11 protein-coding genes and 3 pseudogenes are annotated in these 16,642 nt (G+C 51.2%); 11 read left to right on the forward strand and 3 right to left on the reverse strand.

Annotated features, from left to right (window positions below):
* Window positions 1-46 precede the first annotated feature (46 nt).
* Both FCN80_RS27280 and FCN80_RS21255 read left to right on the forward strand, forming a co-directional pair.
* Window positions 47-181, forward strand: coding sequence for a hypothetical protein (locus tag FCN80_RS27280; protein ID WP_306767911.1), 135 nt, complete (start codon window positions 47-49; stop codon window positions 179-181).
* 342 nt (window positions 182-523) lie between these two features.
* Entirely contained in the window at window positions 524-1,864 is a 1,341-nt protein-coding gene (locus tag FCN80_RS21255) for a hypothetical protein (protein ID WP_136992353.1), read from the forward strand.
* Between the two features lie 546 nt (window positions 1,865-2,410).
* Here FCN80_RS21255 and FCN80_RS21265 read toward each other — a convergent pair.
* Window positions 2,411-3,007 (reverse strand): helix-turn-helix domain-containing protein, encoded by a 597-nt coding sequence (locus tag FCN80_RS21265; RefSeq protein WP_230492842.1) that lies wholly within the window; start codon window positions 3,005-3,007, stop codon window positions 2,411-2,413.
* Window positions 3,008-3,450: 443 nt separating this feature from the next.
* Between FCN80_RS21265 and FCN80_RS21270 the strand changes: the two genes are divergently transcribed.
* The 5 genes and pseudogenes from FCN80_RS21270 to FCN80_RS21285 all read left to right on the forward strand — a co-directional run bounded on the left by FCN80_RS21270 (window position 3,451) and on the right by FCN80_RS21285 (window position 10,157).
* Window positions 3,451-4,950 (forward strand): DUF3375 domain-containing protein, encoded by a 1,500-nt coding sequence (locus FCN80_RS21270; protein WP_136992354.1) that lies wholly within the window; start codon window positions 3,451-3,453, stop codon window positions 4,948-4,950.
* 2 nt (window positions 4,951-4,952) lie between these two features.
* A complete protein-coding gene (locus FCN80_RS21275; protein ID WP_136992355.1) occupies window positions 4,953-5,702 on the forward strand; it encodes a DUF4194 domain-containing protein in 750 nt (249 codons plus the stop codon).
* Window positions 5,699-5,902 (forward strand): annotated as a pseudogene (locus FCN80_RS27505) (ATP-binding protein); the annotation flags it as partial. The gene FCN80_RS21275 and the pseudogene FCN80_RS27505, both read left to right, overlap by 4 nt.
* Before the next feature lie 114 nt (window positions 5,903-6,016).
* The gene (locus FCN80_RS21280; RefSeq protein ID WP_230492843.1) at window positions 6,017-8,986 is read left to right on the forward strand and encodes an ATP-binding protein; all 2,970 of its coding nucleotides are present in this window, start codon (window positions 6,017-6,019) and stop codon (window positions 8,984-8,986) included.
* A gap of 1 nt (window position 8,987) precedes the next feature.
* The gene (locus FCN80_RS21285) at window positions 8,988-10,157 is read left to right on the forward strand and encodes a DUF3322 domain-containing protein (protein WP_136992357.1); all 1,170 of its coding nucleotides are present in this window, start codon (window positions 8,988-8,990) and stop codon (window positions 10,155-10,157) included.
* A gap of 352 nt (window positions 10,158-10,509) precedes the next feature.
* Here the strand turns inward: FCN80_RS21285 and FCN80_RS21290 are convergent.
* Both FCN80_RS21290 and FCN80_RS21295 read right to left on the reverse strand, forming a co-directional pair.
* Window positions 10,510-11,298, reverse strand: a pseudogene (locus FCN80_RS21290) (aldehyde dehydrogenase family protein).
* 99 nt (window positions 11,299-11,397) lie between these two features.
* Window positions 11,398-12,009 carry an FUSC family protein gene (locus FCN80_RS21295; protein ID WP_136992358.1) on the reverse strand — a complete coding sequence of 204 codons (612 nt, stop codon included), beginning with the start codon at window positions 12,007-12,009 and terminating at the stop codon, window positions 11,398-11,400.
* A gap of 175 nt (window positions 12,010-12,184) precedes the next feature.
* Between FCN80_RS21295 and FCN80_RS21300 the strand changes: the two genes are divergently transcribed.
* The 4 genes and pseudogenes from FCN80_RS21300 to FCN80_RS21315 all read left to right on the forward strand — a co-directional run bounded on the left by FCN80_RS21300 (window position 12,185) and on the right by FCN80_RS21315 (window position 16,614).
* Window positions 12,185-12,793, forward strand: coding sequence for a TetR/AcrR family transcriptional regulator (locus FCN80_RS21300; RefSeq protein ID WP_136992359.1), 609 nt, complete (start codon window positions 12,185-12,187; stop codon window positions 12,791-12,793).
* Between the two features lie 761 nt (window positions 12,794-13,554).
* Entirely contained in the window at window positions 13,555-13,833 is a 279-nt protein-coding gene (locus tag FCN80_RS27635; protein WP_136992360.1) for an E492 group microcin, read from the forward strand.
* A 449-nt stretch (window positions 13,834-14,282) separates the two neighbouring features.
* Window positions 14,283-14,453: pseudogene (locus tag FCN80_RS26970) on the forward strand (transposase); the annotation flags it as partial.
* Window positions 14,454-14,604: 151 nt separating this feature from the next.
* Window positions 14,605-16,614 (forward strand): VgrG-related protein, encoded by a 2,010-nt coding sequence (locus tag FCN80_RS21315; RefSeq protein ID WP_136992362.1) that lies wholly within the window; start codon window positions 14,605-14,607, stop codon window positions 16,612-16,614.
* Window positions 16,615-16,642 lie beyond the last annotated feature (28 nt).

Genomic DNA, 16,642 nt, shown 5'->3' on the forward strand with positions numbered 1-16,642 from the left:
TTGCAGATGAGCGCCAGTCGCGTAATGCGGAATCAAGAGTAGACCCATGACCAAAGAACAAAACATGCCATCCGAGAACAGGCAAAAGCGGGCGGACCTGGAAAAGAAACCGATGCAATTTCCACTTGAATCGTTTTTACGCAAGCTCAAAGATGATCAGCGCAAAAAGGCGCGCGAATGAACATCTAGGCGCTAAATCCGTCAAGTTGCATCGCGGCGGCAAGGCCCTCGGGAACGCAACTGTTATCGCCAATGGCGAGCCTTGGCGGGAAGACAGGCTGTCTTCCCTCGTCCCTGGGAGTAGCGTCAACACCGCGACCAAGGCGCGGCGGGACTATCGTCCCCTCGCCGTATTAGCCATTTCGGCGTTCCCTACAAAGGCGCGGCCGAGTCGATGTGCCGTCGTCCCCTCTTTTCACTGTGCGGTTGAATGAATTGTTACCCTGCCTGTGATTAATTATTTCTACTGACAAGCCTCTTTCATAGATATGATTCGGGAAAAGAAAAGGAAAAGAAAAATAGAATGGATGAAATCTATAAGATCATAACCGCCCCTTCCACCAGCGGCGTTCCCAGCATAATCAATCCGGCGCTTTCATGCCATCCTTTGGAAAACCACCTGCATGATGCGGGCAATCATTCCATTTACTCCACGTTTCTTCCCATGGCGCCGATATTGCCCTCGCCTCTGCTTTCGAGCCAATATCGTCACACCTATAACTTTCCCGAAAACGGTTTTGCGGAGAACAGGAAACATAATGCCAGACGTCTTGCCAGTCATCGCGCTGATTTGGAAAAACTTGAGTCATTGCATCGACAGACGCGGGAACTTGAAGCGAGAATGCAGCGCAATCAGCAAGCCATTCAATTGTACCAAGAAACGAGAGTCGGCACGCTGGTGTCGCCAAGCGCGCGACCAAAACCCCAAGCTTCCTTCACATTAGGGGCAATACCCAAAGCGACCCGCCACCTGGCAAGCCGGATGGTCAAAACAAAAGGTAAACAGGTTGAAGAAATAGAAATGGTTGAGTTCAAGAGTCATCTCCGCCGGGGGGATGAATTGGTTGTGGAGCATAACGCGCTGCGTCACCAGCATGAAGAAGTCAAACGGCAAGAGGCCGGCTGCCTCAGGCGGCTGAGCGAAACAAAGCGCCTTGAGGCGCTTTATCAAAAGCAATTAAACGACTATGAAGTCAATAATCCCCTGCTCGGCGCCATACAACGAGTCGAAGATAGTAAGTCCCTTTTGCATCAGATGCAGTTTGAAAAAAACAGCGCGGCGCAACGCCTAAGAAAAAGTGAATGCGAGCTGGAACACTTGCAAAAAAAGTATGCCCAAACGCAGAATACCTATGCCAGGACATCGTTCCAAGGGCCGCAAAACACTGGCCGGTCTGCTGGAAATCAAACCGATAGCACTTTACTGCAAAAAGAACGAGATTGCTTATTGACAGATATTCATCACGAAATTGAATTATTGCAATGTGAAATCCATCACCGCCGGACACATCGCGATTATTGCAATCAGCAGTGGATTCAGGCTCAGCAACGAACAAACCAGGCCTTGGCGCATAGGCAAACAGTGCAGGAATTGCTTCGCCGCCGATCTTCAGATGATCTACCACCCGCTGAGCCAGGGCCGGCAATTGCGCCGGCATGCGCGCAAGCCGGGCGTGCTGACGAGAAAACCCTCATGGCCACGACACCCCATGACCTCCAGGAAGAATTCCATGAGAGAACCGAGCCGATAAAGCCGCAAAACCATCACCCCATTGCGCAGAGCAGACTCACCGTGCCGCATGCCGATGCGGACAGCGCGGCCGCTTTAATTCCGCCGTTTAATGAGCTTGAGCTTGGAAAATAAACATTAGCCGATACCCCTCGTGACGCGTTATTGCACGACTGACGGTTTGCATCCCATGGCAGAAGTCCCAGATTAAACGTTTATCCGATTAAGAAACATTATCTTCAACCCATTAAGCCTTACCCTATGTCATTCGATTGGGATAAATGGATAACCCCGTTGAGTTTTTTCACTAACCCTATAAAACAACCGGCCTTTCATTTATCATCATTCTTAGCATATTAATGGCAGTAACGTCCTTATCAACCGATATTTATTTACCTGCCATACCCGTTAAACGGATAGGTCATTATGCGTTAAGCTTCCCACGTACAACAGCTAAAGACTAATCCCATGCCAACAAGATAGTTAAAGTATAACCGCACGGGGTACTGAAAAACCTTATAAGGATGATTTTCGAAGTAACCTATCGCGCTTTGCTGCAAAGGCCCTTGAAGCCAATGAAAAACGGGTCGCTCTACTGGACAAATTCGCCGCAAAGAGGGGCGTAACCCCCGCTCAAATCGCTCTCGCAGGGTTGCTGGCACAAAAGCCAGCTATTGAGAATCACGCAGCGCATCCATCGTAAGCGCAAGGCGAGTGGATGCTGTCCGCGAACGCGGTGACAACAGACAAAAGACCCGTGGCTTTGCGCCATTCGATAAAGCGGGCCGCCGTCTCGTTTATCCGTTCCGGTTGCCCATGATGGGTCAGCATGGCAACGGGTGTCGCGGGAAAATAGATGATCTTGACCCGGTCCTGCATATATTGTCTCCTTGCTATCTGGGGTTTTGCGATGCGCTGATGCCAGTCTATCCAAGTAGGCTGCTGGCGAAACTGCGTCGGCGATACGCCGAACATTTGCCGAAAGGCGCGGCTAAATGATTCAGCATGCTGGAAACCGGCGTCGAACGCGATATCGGTGATTTTCTCCAACGTATTGAAGGCCAGTCGATAAGAGGCGCGTTTCAGTCGCATCGTCTGAATGTAGCGGCCAGGCGGCATCCCACAATAACTGGAGAACTGGCGATGAAAGTGACAAGGGGAATAGTGAGCCACTTCACTCAGTTTCTCCAGCGGTAATGGATCATCGAGATGACAGTTAATATAATCAAAGACCTGATTAAAACGCCTGGCATAATCAGCGGTTTTATCATCGAACATCGCCTCCTCCTTGCTGCTTAATATGCCCTGAGATCTGTTTTCTTGCCTGACCGATCTTGCGCAAAATCATTAATGAGGCGCCCTATGTCAAACGGTGACTGTAGTGGGTGGTACCAGGCAATGGCCGTGATTTACCGGCAACACTCAGATTGGCAGACATACCGTAACGGACGCGGGAAAACCGGATCAACATGCCCGAGCAGCCGATCCGTCCCTTTTTCGCGTTCGTCCAGAGACGCCCACAGGGCCAGGATAACCCGATCCTGTTCGGCCAACCGTTGTTACATCAGATGAATATTGCCGGTATGTTGATATTCCTTCGGTTCGGCATAGTACTGGAATGATAATTTTTGTAACATAGGCAAGGAGTTAACAAACCTAATCCACAACGGCGAATTCTCTGAGTCCGTGCATCTCAACCCGCATCTATGAGGGTCCGCAACATGGAAAAAAATACAAAGCAGCGTACGGAAAACTATATTTCAGCGAGAAATCAACACCCGGCCTGGATACTTCTTGCCACCCGACGTTCCCCGCTGGTACTGAGTTGCCTGAAAACGCTGTTTGAAAAATCCCATGATGGTATTCCCTTAGAGGAAGCGATTCAGTTCCTCACTGGCATTCTTATCGAGCATGCGGGTCGGGAGCAGTACGACATCAATCTGGAAAACCCATCGCTACAGGCCAGCCGTGAACTACGGGAATGGATAAAACGTCATCTCATTGTCGAACGGGATGGACGTCTCTTCGCCACCGATGCGCTTGAGGTTGCCATTGCGTTTGTTGAGTCGCTGGATAATCGTTTCATGACATCCACAGCTTCCCGTTTGTCCACCGTACAACGAGAAATTGAAAACCTGGAGACTCGCCTTAATCCTAATCCGGCAAACCGGATTTCAACCCTGCGCCGTCGTATTGCCGAACTGGAGCGTGAATTGCGCGAAGCGGAAGCCGGACATATAGAAGTGCTGGAAGCGCATCAGGCTGTTGAACATATTCGTGATGTCTTTAATTTGGCTTCCAGCCTGAGAGCCGATTTTCGTCGTGTTGAAGACTCCTGGCGCGAGGCCGACCGCACGCTTCGTCAATCCATCATCGGTGAGCAATATCATCGTGGCAATATTGTCGACCGTTTGCTCGATGACCAGGATGCGCTGCTTAATACCCCTGAAGGAAGAGCCTTCGATAGTTTCCAGCAGCAGCTCCGTCAGTCTGTCGAGTTGACTGCAATGAGTGAGCGATTGAAGATCATCCTCAGCCATCCTTCAGCGGCCGATGCGCTAAACCGTGTACAACGACATGATCTGCGCTGGCTGGTCAAACGACTGGTGGATGAATCGCAAACCGTGCTCCAGGCTCGCGCCCGTAGCGAGCGGGATGTGCGCGGTTTTATGAAAACAGGTCTCGCCGCGGAGCACCATCGTATGGGTCATTTGCTTAACGCGTTTATGAACCTGGCGTTAAAGCTCGATTGGCAGCGCCAGATGATTCGTAAACAAGAGGTTCCACTCCCCGCAGTGGGCGTGGCTGTGACGGGCGTCCCTGCCATTGAGCGCTTACGTTTTAAAGAAGTGGATGATGAAGCGGAACAGACGCTGGATCTCAGTAACCATGCCGCTGATTTAACGCAGATTGGTGATGATTTCTGGGATGCTTTCGACGGTCTCGATCGCGAAGCGCTAGTCCATCAGACGTTGCAGGTTCTGGCGAAGGAAAACCGACCCATTGGTCTGGCTGAATTGGCGAAACTGATGCCCCCTGTTCACGATCTCGAAACATTCGCCGTCTGGATCGGCATGGCGAGGGAAGCCGGCATCGACATCATTGATTCGCAGCGTGAACTGGCTGAGCTCCGTGACGAAAAGGGCCGCCGCTGGCGATTCAATTTGCCCACTACCGGTTTGGAAAGCCAGGCATTCATCAAGATTGATTGGGAGCAATAAGTATGGCAGGCTTTTTTGACAAACTGATCAACCGGAACGCTACTGTCTATGCAGACAGTGAACCCGTGCTTCCGGAAGAAGAGGCCGCCGACGAGCCAGTTGAAGAAAGTACGGCCGGTAACGAAACACGAACGCTGAAAAAAATTCGCGAAGCGACCCAGGAACTGCTGAAGTACGGCCTACTGGAAGAGACCAGTAAGCCCAATCTTTACCGTACCGCACTGACACATCCCGAGGAGGTTACCCGCGCGCTGGAACCTCTCGATCTGGATGTCGGCATTGATGAGATTCGTGGTCTGCTGTATGTCAAAGTCCGGCTTGATGAAGCGCCAGAACAGGACGAATGGTCGCATCCCCTGGTGAGGCGGCAGCGGCTTAATCTGGAACAATCATTACTGGTCGCCATACTACGCCAGCATTTTGTTGCTTGGGAGCAAGAAAGTGGAACCGGCGCCAGCCAAGCGCAGGTAGCTATTGACGATCTCCTTCCTCAGTTACAGATCTATCTTGGCGATCCGGGGAGCGAATCAAAAGAACGGACCCGGTTGCTAAGTCTGTTGGATCAATTAAAGGGTCATGGGTTGGTCACCTCGCCGGATGCCCATGAACGGATCGTTATTCGGCCAATTATTGCCCACCTTGCCGATCCGATAAATCTTCAATCATTACTGACATGGCTGCGAGAACAAATTGCCCAACAAACTTCGCCAAACGACGCCTCGGAGAAGGACGATAGCGAGGAGGAATTATGAATCAGGAGGCTTGCCTGACAGGAAAGGAATCTTTCATTCTTACCCGTATTGAGCTGTTCAACTGGGGCGGTTTTCAAGGATTTCATCAGGCGGTGATCCATCAGGAAGGGACTGCCGTGATAGGCCCGACCGGAAGCGGAAAAACCACGCTGGTCGATGCATTGATGACGCTGCTCTGCGCCAATCCCCGCTATAACCTGGCCTCAACCGGGGGGCATGAAAGCGATAGGGATCTTATTTCCTATGTGCGCGGTGTATCCGGCCCTGGCGATGGGGGACAGGGGCAATCGCACATCGCCAGACCGGGTAAAACCGTGACCGGTATCGCCGTAACGCTGGAACGCGAAGACCAACAGGTACGTCTGGGGGCGCTGATGTGGTTTGACTCCACCAGTTCCAGCGTGACGGATATGAAAAGGCTTTGGCTGTTCAGTGATAATCCCGGACAGACATTGGAACACTGGCTGAACGTTTACCATGACGGCGGCATACGCTTGCTAAGGCAAATGGAAAAAGAAGCGACCGGGATTTGGACATACCCCAATAAAAAGCAGTACCTGGCACGCCAGCGGGATTTCTTCGACGTGGGGGAAAACGCGTTTACGCTGTTAAACCGGGCGGCGGGGTTAAAACAGCTAAACAGTATCGATGAGATCTTTCGCGAACTGGTATTGGATGATCATTCCGCTTTTGATCGCGCGACAGAAGTGGCCAATAGTTTTGATGCTCTGACTGAAATTCATCAGGAGCTGGAAACGGCGCGTAAACAACAGCAGTCCTTACAGCCCATCGCCCAGAGTTGGGTTAAGTATCAGGCCCAACAAAACTACCTTAATGACAAACAGGCGCTGGGATCGTTGCTGCCCGTCTGGTTTGCGCAACAGGCGAGCCAACTCTGGCGGGAGAAGGCCAACCATCTCGAGTCAGAGCTCCGTGAGGCGGAAGTCCGCGAAGAGCAGATACAGGCCAGGCTCGATTTGCAAAAAAAGGCGGTTGTCGACTGCATGCATCGCTATCTCCAAGTCGGTGGCGCCAATATTGATGAACTGAACGCGCGCATTAACGACTGGCAAAAAACGCTCGGTAGACGGGAAACTCAAGCGCGCCAGTATCAACAACTAACCGGCAATCTTGGACTGTCGCCTGACCTAAGCCGACAGCAACTGGAGGTGAATCAGCAAGAAGCGGAAGACCGGCGCCAGCGGCTTACCGATGAAATAAAACTGAAACAGGACGAGGTTTATCAAAAAGGCGCCCTCCATCATGGCATGACCGAAAAACTTCGACAGCTGGAGGCAGAAAGCGCCGAGATCGTTCGTCGTCCGGGTTCTAACCTTCCCGCAAATTATCAGGCTTTTCGCGGCGAGCTGGCAAACGCGCTGAACGTTGATGAGTCTGAACTGCCTTTCGTCGCCGAACTGATCCAGGTTAAACCAGAAGAAGCGCTATGGCGCGGTGCGATTGAGCGCGCCATTGGTAGTAACAGGCTACGAATCCTTGTCTCGCCTGAATCCGCGCAAGACGCGCTGCGCTGGATAAACCAGCGCCATAATCACCTGCATGTGCGGCTGCTGGAGGTAAAATTACCGCACTCCCCTGTCAAATTTTTCGACGATGGCTTTACCCGAAAGTTGCAATGGAAAGAACATCAATGGATAGATGAGGTAAAAGCATTGCTGGCGGCTATCGACAGGCATTGTGTTGATAGCCCTGAACGGCTGCGCCACACACCTCATGCCATGACGGTTCAGGGGTTAATGTCCGGCAAACAGCGTTTTTACGACAAACAGGATCAAAAACGCCTTGAGGCAGACTGGCAAACAGGGTTCGATAACCGCGATCGTCTGAACTTCCTTTCACTGGAAATTACCGCGCTTCAGGAGCAAGTTAATGCGGCAAGCCAAGCGCTTGAGTTTGTAAAAGGCGAGGCGCGGCAGTTGCAAAGTCGGGAAGTTTTGTATCAGCAAATACAGCAACTTGACTATGAAAGCATCGACGTCCCCGGTGCGATGAGCCAGTTGGCGCAGCTACGGGAGCGGCTAAAGAATCTGACTCGCCCAGATTCCGACGTAAGCGTTGCTAAAGCAAAGCTTGATGAGGCTTCATTGGTTGAAAATGAACTGGATAGGCAGCTTAAGTCGGCCGGTAAAATTACTTTCAGATTGGATACAGAGCTAAAATCAGCCCAGGTCGCGGAGCATCAAGCCCAACAAATTGCGCAACAAGGCATGCGGGATGAAGAAAGAAATTTGTGCGCGTTACATTTTCCAACAATGATATTGGAACAATTGCCCAGCATACACGATCTGGAACGCCAACATGCGCGGGAAATCCAGTTGGAAATCGAGGGGATCAAAGGAAAGCTGAATTCCCTTAACGGAGAGCTTATCCGCCGCATGTCTGACGCTAAAAGAGTGGATACCGGCGCGCTTTCTGAAGCGGGAACCGACTTGGATGATATTCCGACCTATTTACAGCGTTTGCAGGAACTGACCGAGGAAGCTTTGCCAGAAAAGCTTAACCGCTTCCTTGACTATTTGAATCGTTCATCCGACGACGGCGTAACGCAGCTACTCAGCCACATAGAGCATGAGGTTTTGATGATTGAGGAACGCCTTAGCGAACTCAATGAAACCATGTTCCGAGTCGATTTTCAGCCAGGTCGCTATCTGCGTCTGGACACGAAAAAGGTGGCCCATGAAAGCCTGCGGACACTTGAGAAAACCCAGCGTCAACTGAATGCCGCCCGGTTTGTCGATGATGACGGAGAGAGTCATTATAAAGCCCTGCAGGGCTTGGTGAGTCAGCTCCGGGATGCCTGTGAAAGGAATCGCACTCTGGGGGCGAAGGCGTTATTGGATCCGCGTTTTCGTCTGGAGTTTGCCGTATCGGTATTGGATCGCCTAAGCGGAAATGTGATTGAGTCGCGTACTGGCTCACAAGGCGGTAGTGGCGGGGAAAAAGAGATTATCGCGTCTTACGTATTGACCGCATCACTCAGCTATGCGCTTTGCCCCAAAGGTAGCCGCTATCCGCTCTTTGGCACCATTATTCTAGACGAGGCTTTCTCCCGTAGCTCTCATGCCGTGGCGGGTAGGATCATTGCCGCGCTAAGAGAATTTGGCTTACACGCGGTATTTATCACGCCCAATAAAGAAATGCGCCTGCTGCGCGATCATACTCGCTCAGCTATTGTCGTCCACCGACGCGGTCAGAATTCGAATATGGCCTCCCTGAGTTGGGAAGAGCTTGTGCAACATAGCCAGCGGCGGGAAAAAGTCTAGGATGTATTCCCCCGAGTCATTGCGCAAAAAGCTTTCCCGGCAGTGGGACAACCCAACGCTTCGAGCTGAACGCCTGCTTGTGCCCGGCAGTTGGCCGCTATGTCTGTCCATTGGTAAACCTACGGCCAAAGTCTTTGCAGAGCAGCCTCAGGGGGTTTTGCGACACGTGCAATCATGGCGGCAAGTTGCGATTGGACATGTCGAATGGGAAAATGTCAGTTATCGGGCGAGTGACAGCCCCATATTTCTACCGTTACGCTGGATTCTGACTACCCCTTCCGATTGGGTCAACGCGGCGGCGGATCCGGTGGTGAGCCGGGATTTTCGCTTGTTGGAGCAGATTATCGAGCAGGTTGATCCCCTTTTCCATCCACTACTGGTCAGCCATCGTTCTCTTTGGCGAAATAAAGAACCACAGGACATTATCAGTGCCGCCAGGCTGGCCTGCCGATTAACGCCGGGTTGTGCAAAAGGGTTGCCATTAAGGTTACTTTCCGGGCAAGGAGTGGATACCAAATTTATTGAAACTAATATGTCGTTATTAACCCAACTGCTGGACGTGCGTTTTTCAGGCGAAGCCAGCGAACAGGGATTGACGACTTTTCTTGATGCTTTTGATGAGTCCAGCCATTGGGTTCTGGTTGTGCCGTTGTCACCCGGATTGCTTCCTTTTGAAAAATGTCGGGTGACAACAGCGGAGCTGGCGAAAACAGCATTGACCGCCTCCCGTGTATTGGTCATTGAAAACGAACAGTGCCTGCATCAACTCCCTGCGTTATCTGACACCATTGCGATCCTGGGTTGCGGCCTTGATATTCAGTGGTTATCCAGCCCTGCTCTGGACGATAAACACATTGCCTACTGGGGAGATATGGATAGCTGGGGGCTACTGATGCTGGCGAGGGCCAGGCGTTGTCGACCGGCCCTTTATGCTCTGCTTATGAATCACGAGGCGTTTGAGCGTTATGCCATCCACAGCGCCGTGCCTGAACCCGTAAAAGCGCAGGAGGCCGTACCTGAGGGTCTGCTTCCTGAAGAAGCCGATTTTTATCGCTACTTAACCAGTTTGTCGTGTGGTCGTCTGGAACAAGAATTTTTACCTGCAAAAACAGTTGAAGAGGCGCTCATGGGATGGCAGGAAGGATTACAGATGAGGTTAAAAGAACAGTGAGTATACTTGACGCCTCCCCGAGCACTCGAGAATGTGATTAGGGCGTAACTGAATATTTCCATCCAGAAAAACTACCACATCCTGGTAAATAAGAGATAGTGGGGATCCGCCAACTTTTGTCGAACCGGGACAGACAGCGTTCAAACCCACAGAGGGAAAAGATGGCAAAAGCGGGTTTCCTCACCCGGTTATGTTGCGTGCGGCACGACGACACCTGCAAGGTATCCTTGTTCGAGCTTACCGAATTATTACCCGGCAAGCCCGTAAATACGGGCAGTAAATACCCCGCGAATATCATTAAACGGTTTGTTCAGCCCAGACGCTGTATTATGGGCTGAGTCCTTTGTCAGATTCAGTCTCCCGACCAGTTTCCGTGCAGCGGCATCCGGAAGAAATAAAAGACGTTGCCGTTTGTGACCGGCATATCGACGAAAATTTTATTGCCATCTTCATAGGCATTCAATGTATGCCCCTGAAAGCCATTAGCCGGCCCATAAAACCAGCGTATCTCTTGTGCCGATCCGTGACGCGGCAGGATACCGAAAAGCTGCGGCAAGTCAGGCTACCATTGGAAATGCCGCCCGCCTTCTCGCATGCGCCCAAGGTCCACCGTTAACGGGATTATCGGGAAAATGACGTAATTTTGTGTGACGGCAAAGTCGTGGATCATGGCGGCATAAGGCGCCTGAAACCCGATTTCCCGCCTCAATTCCCCGGTATTGCCGATTTCGAAATAGGCGATATCTGGCGTGGCGTCGCCTGTGGCTTCATACGCAAAGCAGAGGAGCGCGCCGTTATCGGGGTCAAAGTCGGAGTGATTCGGCACATCAATGAAAACATGCGGCGGCAGAAGACAACCGTCGACCAGCCAGTTGACGATTTCGTCATGGCGTTGCTCCATGATATGCACGACGTTAAGCAGCACCGAGGTGCGATGGGCAACACTTGTTTCGGCCCAGCTTTTTTGCGCAATGGCGGCGCTGCGATAGGCCTCGTCGAGATCCGCCAGACTGGCCTGAGCGATTTCGGCCAGCACTGACTGATTATAGGGATTAGTGTCAATTAATGGGGTGCCCAATGCACCGGGGCGCCATTTTCCATTAATGTATTGGCCGGTGTAAGTTGGTTGGTCTGTGTTCATGATGAACTCCGGTTACAGGTGAGGTAGCGTTGAACCCGTCGGGCCGCCAGCATTGTGCGCAGGTATCTGCCGGGTTTGTGGTTGTTAAACGCGTGTTTGTTATTGTGAGAGTAAAACTGGATGGCATCGCGCTGCGCCTTGCATCAACACGCTGGAGGGCGAGGCAGACAGGCTGGATGAAAAGGGCTGAGTCACTAGCAGAAAGGTCATATTGATGTCGATAGCCATTTTACCGGTGCGTGGACATGCCATCAGATAAGCCCCGACCATCAGGAAAAGTATAACGGCAAGCATCCCGGCATCATGGCTGAGCCTCGGCGAAATCCACAACCGGAACAGGCAACCCGCCAGCGCCCCGGTGAACGTGCCAAGCAGGACATCGGCAAGGGCCGTGTTCCCCCGGGGATTGCTGGAAAACAACGAGGCAAACAGCACGGCGGTCATCACCATGATGGGACCGGTTTGCCAGCCGGTGAACAGCCACAAACTCCCGGATAAGACCAGCGCGCCGACCGTGCTGCCCGCAAAACGCGCAATCATTCTTTCCAGCATCAGTCCGCGGGTGGGTTGCGCCACCAGCCAGACGGTCATTGCAGCCCACCACGGATAGTGAAACCCCAACCATGTGGCGCAAAGCATGCTGCCCGCAGCGGCCAGCGTGGTCCCTATGGCAAAATCGGCCGATAGCCCGACGTGTTGATTTTTATTCACCCTTAGCCTCTGTGGCGCGGTGGTGTGGTGAGCAGGAGCGGGGTCCCGAAAGGGGGAAACATAGGCAAACTTCACATGATAAATGAACGAACCCGTTTACTTTATTCATAATATAGCTAAAAGATCAACATTTCTGTACTATATCGTTCACAATTAGTAGAGCAGACAGGATACGATGCGAAAAAAAACGGAAGCTCGCCGCCTGCAATTTGTCATGGCGGCGGGAAAATTATTTGTAACTCATGGGATTGCTTCGGTTACGATGGAATCCATCGCCGCAGAGGCATCCAGTTCCAAAGTGACGCTGTACAACTACTTCTCGTCCCGTGAGGCGCTCTTTGAGGCTTATATCATCGAGGTGGGTAAAGGCTGGGTAGAACGATTGCTGGATGCCCCAAAGACAGGCCAGACGTTGTCCAATATCTTGAATCATTTAGGAATGTCATATCTGGCTTTGGTAACTAAACCTGATATCGTGGCGCTTAATCGCCTGATCATCGGTGAAGCCGGCCGTTTTCCTGAGCTGGCGAATTTGTTCTATGAGTTGGGGCCGGAAAAGACGCTACGATATATTGGCGAGGTCATCGGTGAGCTTATGGGGAAAAATTTGCTGCGCCAGGGGGATGTGCGGGCAGTGTCTCTGCATTTTAAAGCGCTGTGCGAAGCGGATATCGTCGAGAGGATTATGTGGGGATTGGACTGCGTTCCCGCCGATGAAACTTTGCTGGAATCATCAGTCAATACAGCCACTCGGGCTTTTATGCAACTTTATGCGCAGTCCTGATTGCGCCCGGTAGGCATCCGCCCTGCGCAGACGGCGTAACCGCCTTGTGTGTTTACCCGCGTCGCCAGGTCCGCTCGCCTAAACGGATGCTGGATCCGGATACAGGTTTTTTTAAGGCGGCGCGCCGCGATTCCGGTTTCATTCCGGCCGGCAGGTCGAGCGATATTAGGAACAGAACGTAATCTAGTTATACATTGAAATATATGGTATTTTTTATGTTTCATCTTTAAACATGCTCCCATTTGTGCCCCCACCCTGTTTTTCCTGCCCAGCTTGAGAAAAATGTGCCATTTCTGGATAGAATATAAACGAGAGGATGTCGGCATCAATGTCGGTAGTAATAATAATAATTGCATAGAAGTTACCTTAAAATTTCAAAAAAGTGCATAGAATTGAAATGGATATCTTTACAAAAAATCTTCAATTTCACTTTGTTCATCAATCATACTAGACTAACGCTAACTTTGGATTAGATCACGTGATTAATTATGGAATTCAATATTTTTACTCCTTTAACGTATGTGCTTTCATTTTTATGTATAAATTTAATGACAAAAAAATCATTAAAATATTTATATTTTACAATTTTTTTAGGCCCATTTCTTGTGAATATTTATATTTATCTATGTGGAAGAGGGTTGGATTTTGATAATATCCGCCAGAAAGAGGTCTTAAGTTTTTTCTATTCTTCCTTTATTACCATGCTAAGTGCAATTATTACGTGTTGCATATATCGCTTTATTAAAAAAAGGATTTAATCTATGTTTAGATGTAATACAGGCTCTGATAACAGGCAATTACTATGTTCTGTAACACGTGACATGGCGATTGGAGCAGCGGGAGGAGCACCGCTTGGTCTCCCTGGGGCTCTGGCTGGCGCGGGAACCGCTGCCGCGCAAAATGTGGCCCTCCGTTTGATAGATCATGGTCCAGTCAATATCCGCATGCCTAATGTACCAATGAATCCTTCTCACGTCGGTAATAGTGGTCATGGTAATAGCCAACTGCCGATGGGGCCGTCCTGGACACAACGACGATAGTGAATGATGTAAACATAATATCCAAGGTAGGTTTCTGACCCCATCAAATTAATCTACCTTTATGTCCAATAAAACATCATTCCAATCAATAATAATATCAATATTGAATATGAATGTCGGTTTAATCTAGATGTTAAGTTTCTAATGTGTTTTATCAGCTAATGTCAGAAATGATGATAGACTTAATAGGGGGAATAATTATTTCGGATTGAATATCTATACTTGGTAAAAAATATCCTCCTTTTTATCTAACCATCTTCTTACAATGTTCTAATTTGACCTACTCTCGTAAATCAACGCACTATAATGTTTGTAATGTCCACTTCATGCCCTGAGATGACTGCCAGATCTGATTGGAGCAAGAATAGCGAGGATGTCTGATTAACCCCCTCTGGCAGGATAGTTGACACCCCAAACTGAAAATCTTTATGGGGGCGACGGAGTCTGTTATGAAACGCTATTCACCGGAACGTAAAGCCGTCGTGTTGGCCAAATTACTTCCGCCTTACAACATGACCGTTACCGCACTTGCACAACAGGAAGGGATATCGGAAGCTACCCTCTATACGTGGCGTAAACAGGCGAAAGCGGAGGGGAAACCGGTGCCGGCGCAGACAAAAAAAAGGGGTTACGGACGAAAACCTGGACTGCTTGGAGGTAGTCCATGTATTCATTTTGAATCGCCGTTGACAAGGGACAAGGTAAATTTTGGTTAAGCATCATCCGATGTATGATGAGCTGTTATTTAACCACATAGCAAAAGGATTTTCTATGTCGAAGCCGGAAAACAGCCAGCAGTTCCCGACTATCCGCTGGCCGGTGCCGAAAAATAACCGGGGCGGGGAGTTCAGTAACCTGGAGGAGATGCTGGCGCATCTGGAGGTCGAGGCCGCCGGGCACTGGCTGATTGGCCGCAATGGCATGTGGCACGGCGGTATCCACATCAGTGATGCCACCACGCCGTGGTGTGCGCTCAGCGGTCAGGCGATGAATGAGGCGGTGGATTTTCCGGTGCCGTTTAAGGGGGAGCAGGCCGTGCGCTGCATGGCGGACGGTGAGGTGGTGGCCTACCGGATTAACCGGGATTACCTCAGCGTGCCGTGGTACTGGGGGGATTTACGCTACTCCGGGTCTTTTGTGCTTATTCGCCACCGTGTTCAGCCAGGGAAAACGGCAGAAAGCGGGCTGACTTTTTATACCCTGTACATGCATCTCGCGCCCTGGCTGGCTTACCCGGAGCAGGACAGCACGGCGTTTAAAGTGGCTGACGGCCAGCACCTGAAGGCGTATGTGGACGCGACCCGGCAGTGGGTGGCGGCGGAGCTGCCATCCGGTACGCGGGTGACATGGGATAAAACGGTCGGCGCTGACACGATGACCGGGAGCAACGGGCGGCAGTATGCGCATGTCACGCTGGCGGAGCCGGTCACGGGCAGCATGCGCCTGAACGCCGGGGACCGGGTGTGGACGGTATGCGACAGGGGGAATCTGGCTCCGGCCCGCGACAGCGCCGTCCGCCCGGCGTGGTGGTCGCCGTTCCTGCCGCCGTCACGCGAAACCGTGCAGTTTGATACGGTGGTGTGTCCTGACCCCTATCCGATTAAGGCCGGGGACCCGGTGGGCCATCTGGGCTATTTTCAGGTTCCCACAGAGGACGGACATGAAAAACGCTATCAGGTGCATATCGAATGCCTGACCACGGATGACCTGCCGCGCTTCCTGAGCAACCCGGAAGGCGTGGGGCGCGACACGCCTGTTTTTGCCCGCTGTCCGAAGGGCATACCGGTATACCTGCAATTCAGCGGCGGGAAAATACAAAAGGGCCTGATAACCACGCAGACCGAAACGGTGATGGCGCTGTCCGGTCAGGCGGTGACGGACAAGGAGGGTAAACGCTACTGGCCGGACGGGCCGTCGCGCGGGCTGCTGGCGGAGTCGGATGTGCAGCTGCTGTCCCGGTACGATCTGGCCGGTCGGGGGTTTGAGGCGACAGAAGACAGCCCGGCGAGCTTTGACCATCTCGATGGGAAGACGCCGCCGAAAGGACTGGTGAAGACGATTTTTGCGCGTTTTTTCAGCGTGGCGGACAATGACGGGCAGCCCTACAGCAAAGGGATTGCGTTCAACTACCGGCAACTGCTGAACCAGATTGATGACGCGAAATCTCCCCGGTATAACCTGGAACAATACCGGCGGGCGGTGCAGAACCCGTCAATGCGCGTTCACCTGTACCATCTATGCGTGAAACATCCCTGTGAGTGGTACTACTCGTCGGAAGATCCGATCTGGAAATCGTTCCTGTCCCCCACGATGAAGAAGGAATCACCGGAATGGTACGCCTACACGGTGAAGGTTCTGACGGACATGCGCTGGATGCACCGGGTGCCGCGCATGGTAGAAAATCAGTGGCATATGCACCCGCTGGTTTTTCTGGATGCTATTGCTATGAATGCTAAGTTGTGGGTGCTCGGTACAACGTCAGAACACTATGAGTCAGGTGGAAGAGGACCTGGCGTTGTGTCTTCAGGCAGAGGGGATCATGGTGGAGCTTCGTATGGATGTTATCAATTATCTTCTAAATTAGGCGTTGTTCAAGATTATATTCAGCAGTCAAAATATAAAAATAGATTCACTGGTTTGCAGGTTGGGACACAAAAATTTAATGCTGAATGGAAAAAGATAGCTCATGAAAATAAAGATGAATTTTCTCACGAACAGTATCTTTTCATAAAGATGAGTAGGCCCCCTGCGAAACCAGACAGTAGAAGTCTCTTAACTTAAGAGATAGGCTTGGATACATGTCTAACAC

Origin of the sequence: Martelella alba (assembly GCF_005217455.1) — a bacterium.
GTDB lineage: Bacteria > Pseudomonadota > Gammaproteobacteria > Enterobacterales > Enterobacteriaceae > Acerihabitans.

Excerpts from the sequence above, each read along its gene's own strand:
- FCN80_RS21265 (WP_230492842.1), bottom strand. The coding sequence starts at position 3,007 with ATGTTCGATGATAAAACCGCTGATTATGCCAGGCGTTTTAATCAGGTC.
- FCN80_RS21300 (WP_136992359.1), top strand. The coding sequence starts at position 12,185 with ATGCGAAAAAAAACGGAAGCTCGCCGCCTGCAATTTGTCATGGCGGCG.
- FCN80_RS21270 (WP_136992354.1), top strand. The coding sequence starts at position 3,451 with ATGGAAAAAAATACAAAGCAGCGTACGGAAAACTATATTTCAGCGAGA.
- FCN80_RS21255 (WP_136992353.1), top strand. The coding sequence starts at position 524 with ATGGATGAAATCTATAAGATCATAACCGCCCCTTCCACCAGCGGCGTT.
- FCN80_RS27280 (WP_306767911.1), top strand. The coding sequence starts at position 47 with ATGACCAAAGAACAAAACATGCCATCCGAGAACAGGCAAAAGCGGGCG.
- FCN80_RS27635 (WP_136992360.1), top strand. The coding sequence starts at position 13,555 with ATGTTTAGATGTAATACAGGCTCTGATAACAGGCAATTACTATGTTCT.
- FCN80_RS21285 (WP_136992357.1), top strand. The coding sequence starts at position 8,988 with ATGTATTCCCCCGAGTCATTGCGCAAAAAGCTTTCCCGGCAGTGGGAC.
- FCN80_RS21315 (WP_136992362.1), top strand. The coding sequence starts at position 14,605 with ATGTCGAAGCCGGAAAACAGCCAGCAGTTCCCGACTATCCGCTGGCCG.
- FCN80_RS21275 (WP_136992355.1), top strand. The coding sequence starts at position 4,953 with ATGGCAGGCTTTTTTGACAAACTGATCAACCGGAACGCTACTGTCTAT.